General features: G+C 60.7%; 3 protein-coding genes. 1 reads left to right on the top strand and 2 read right to left on the bottom strand.

Going from position 1 to position 3605, the window contains the following annotated elements; translation table 11 throughout:
• Nucleotides 1–58: 58 nt before the first annotated feature.
• On the bottom strand, nt 59–1846 hold the full coding sequence (locus ACRESD_RS16965) for an ABC transporter transmembrane domain-containing protein (RefSeq protein ID WP_431751980.1): 1788 nt from the start codon (nt 1844–1846) through the stop codon (nt 59–61).
• A gap of 261 nt (nt 1847–2107) precedes the next feature.
• On the opposite strand from ACRESD_RS16965, the gene ACRESD_RS16970 reads away from it, so the two are divergent.
• Nucleotides 2108–2287 carry a PA1571 family protein gene (locus ACRESD_RS16970; RefSeq protein ID WP_185709384.1) on the top strand — a complete coding sequence of 60 codons (180 nt, stop codon included), beginning with the start codon at nt 2108–2110 and terminating at the stop codon, nt 2285–2287.
• A 53-nt stretch (nt 2288–2340) separates the two neighbouring features.
• Here ACRESD_RS16970 and pdxB read toward each other — a convergent pair whose 3' ends face one another.
• On the bottom strand, nt 2341–3483 hold the full coding sequence (gene pdxB / locus ACRESD_RS16975) for a 4-phosphoerythronate dehydrogenase PdxB (RefSeq protein WP_431751981.1): 1143 nt from the start codon (nt 3481–3483) through the stop codon (nt 2341–2343).
• Between the last annotated feature and the right edge of the window lie 122 nt (nt 3484–3605).

The following is a 3605-nucleotide window of genomic DNA, read 5'->3' on the forward strand; positions in this document are numbered from 1 at the left end:
GCCACCCAGCGCGGGGCAAGCCCGCTCACTACAAGGTGCTCGGTTGTAGCTTTCTCTCCTAGCCTTCGCCTTCCAAGACCTTCACCCCATCACTGAACTGCAACGCCGCCAACCGCGCATACAGCGGGTTGCTCGCAATCAACTGCTGGTGCGTGCCCACCGCCACCAACTTGCCCTGGTCCATCACCGCAATCCGGTCTGCGTTCTTCACTGTCGCCAATCGGTGGGCGATGACCAAGGTGGTGCGGCCTTGCATCAATTGCGGCAATGCCTGCTGGATCAGGTGTTCACTCTGGGCATCGAGGGCGCTGGTCGCTTCGTCCAGCAACAGGATCGGTGCATCTACCAGCAACGCACGGGCAATCGCCAGGCGTTGGCGTTGGCCACCGGAGAGGCCCATGCCGCCGTCGCCGAGGTGGGTCTGGTAGCCGTCAGGCATTTGCAGGATGAAGTCGTGGGCGTGGGCGATGCGCGCAGCAGCTTCGACTTGCTCGCGGGTGGCGGACGGGTTGCCGTAGCGAATGTTTTCTTCAACGCTGCCGAAAAACAACGCCGGGCTCTGGGACACCAGGGCGAAATGACGACGCAGGTCCATGGGGTCGAGTTCGGTCAGCGGGTGGTTTTCCAGCAGGATGCGGCCTTGCTGCGGGTCGTAGAAGCGCAGCAACAGGTCGAAAATCGTCGACTTGCCCGCCCCGGACGGGCCTACCAGGGCAAGGGTTTCGCCAGGGTTGATCGTAAGGTTCAAGCCATCGATGGCGTAGCTGTCCGGCCGCGATGGGTAGGAAAAGCGCAAATCCTGCAGTTCAATGCGGCCGCTGACCCGCTCAGGCAATTGCACCGTGCCACTGGTCGGCGCCTGTATTTCGTTACTCGACTGCAACAGCTCGCCGATACGCTCAGCGGCACCCGCAGCACGCTGCAACTCACCGAGCACCTCACTCAAGGTGCCGACGGCACTGCCGACGATCAAGCTATAGAACACAAACGCCGCCAGTTCACCGCCGGAGATGCGCCCGTTGATCACATCCATGCCGCCGACCCACAGCATGACGCCCACTGCCCCCAGCACCAGCATGATCACCAGCGTAATCAGCCATGCGCGTTGGGCAATGCGTTTGCGCGCCGTGGCAAACGCCTCTTCCACGGTCACGGCAAAGCGTTGTTCGTCCTGCACCTGATGGTTGTAGGCTTGCACGGTCTTGATCTGGCCGAGGGTCTCGGACACGTAGCTGCCCACGTCGGCGATACGGTCCTGGCTCAAACGCGAGAGGCTGCGCACGCGGCGGCCAAAGATCAGGATCGGTGCCAGCACCAATGGCAGTGCCACCACCACGATACTGGTCAACTTGGGGTTGGTGACAAACAGCAACACGATGCCACCGATAACCATCAGCGCATTGCGCAGGAACAACGACAGCGACGAGCCGATCACCGATTGCAGCAAAGTGGTATCGGTGGTCAGCCGCGACTGGATTTCCGAACTGCGGTTGTTTTCATAGAACCCAGGGTGCAGGTAGATCAGGTGGTTGAACACCTGCCGACGAATATCCGCCACCACCCGCTCGCCGATCCACGACACCAGATAGAACCGAGTGAACGTGCCCACGGCCAGGCCCATTACCAGAATCATGAACAGGCCGATGGACTGGTTGAGCAAGTGCGGCGACTGGGTCATGAACCCCTGGTCCACTAACAGGCGGATGCCCTGCCCCATGGATAGCGTGATGCCTGCTGTGACGATCAATGCCAACAGGGCACCCAACGCCTGCCAGCGATAAGGCGCAATAAAGCGGCTGGCCAAGCGAATCGCACGGCGTTGACGGATAGAGAACATGGAGGGCATCACCTGCGTCAGGGAGATAGGTCGCTACACAGCAACATTGGGGGAGCCTGGGTAAATAACAACGTTCGTAAAAGCAATGAGTCAGATTAATTATGCCCACCGATACTGGACCCTAGAGGCTATCGGTCTAAGCCCCGGCTGGAAATATGTATCGGTTTCTGGTGGACTGGAGGCTCGAACCGGTGATCTTGTAAGGAGTTGTAATAGCGCGGTCACGCGGGGGAATTAAAGTAGGTACACAACCTGATGAGGAGACAGGCCATGACCTTGCACACCAGCAGCACTGACAAAGTAGAAGTTGTCCGCAAAGAGCGCCAGGCTCATTTGGGTTGTTCGATCATCGACGCCCAAGGGCGCGAGGTGCCGATTACCGAGGACATGATCCAGCAAGCGTGCCGCGAGCTGGAACAGCGACTGGTCAAACCTGCCCAGCAAGGCTGAAGCGCCCACGCTCTTTCAAACCCGGCCTCGATGGCCGGGTTTTTTATTGAGGTTCAAATCGTGGCTGCGCCCAATGCCGACACGATGCTCGACAGCTCTGCCGACTCTCCGTTGATCTGCACACGCAGGCCATCGATCTCGCGGCGCTCCGGGTAGTGCTTGCGCAGCAGGTCGAATGCCTTGCGCTGCTCTTCCACGGTTCCCACGAGGCTGCGACGGAAATCCGCATCATCGCGACGTGGGTCGTACACGCTGCGGCACAGGGTCGCCAGCGCCCAGGCCGGGTCGGTGGAGGCATTCAGGTGCACCTCGGCCAACCATGGCGGCGGCAGCAGGTCACTCAATTGAATACTGGGCTCCTGGCCCACATGCGTACAAAGCGCCTGATAGATCTGCGCAGTACCGCGCTGCTTGCCATCAAGGCTGTAACCGGCGATATGCGGCGTGGCCAGTACGCACAGGTCAGCCAGGTCGACATCCACTTCGGGCTCCCCCTCCCAGACGTCGAGCACCGCTTGCAGGTCTTCGCGCTCCAGCAGCACGTCACGCAGGGCGGCGTTGTCGACCACCGGGCCACGGCTGGCATTGATCAGCCAGGTGCCAGGTCTGAGGCGGTTGAGGCGCGAGCGATCAAACAAGTGCCAGGTCGAGCCATTGCCCGACTTGGTCAACGGCGTGTGCAGGCTGATCACATCGCACTGCTCGATGATCTGCTCCAGGCTGACGTAATCACCGGTTTCGACGCTCTGACGCGGCGAGTCGCACACCAGCACATTCCAGCCCAGCCCCTTGAGCACCTTGACCAGACGCCCGCCCACTTCACCGGCACCCACGACGCCGTAGGTACGCTGCTTGAGGTCGGCACCTTCGATTTCAGCCAGGGTCTGCAGGCTGCCCAGCACGTAATCCACCACGCCCCGCGCATTGCAGCCGGGAGCGCTGGACCAGGCAATGTCGGCCTGCTTGAAGTAATCCAGGTCCAGGTGATCGGTGCCGATGGTGCAAGTGCCGACAAAACGCACCGGTGTGCCCTCCAGCAAGGCGCGGTTGACGTTGGTCACCGAACGCACCAGCAATACATCGGCCTGCTCAACCGTGGCGCGGTCGATAGAACGACCGGGCACCCGGCGAATTTCGCCAAACCCTTCGAAGAAGGCATCGAGCAGCGGGATATTTTCGTCGGCAACAATCAGCATGGCAGGCTCCTTTCGCGGATCAGCAGTGTACAGCGGTTTTCCTTGTGGCGAGGGAGCTTGCTCCCGCTGGAGTGCGCAGCGCTCCCAAATGCAGCACCGTGTTTTTTCAGGTACACATCGGT

Source organism: Pseudomonas sp. (assembly GCF_050739995.1).
In the GTDB taxonomy this organism is placed as follows: Bacteria; Pseudomonadota; Gammaproteobacteria; order Pseudomonadales; family Pseudomonadaceae; genus Aquipseudomonas.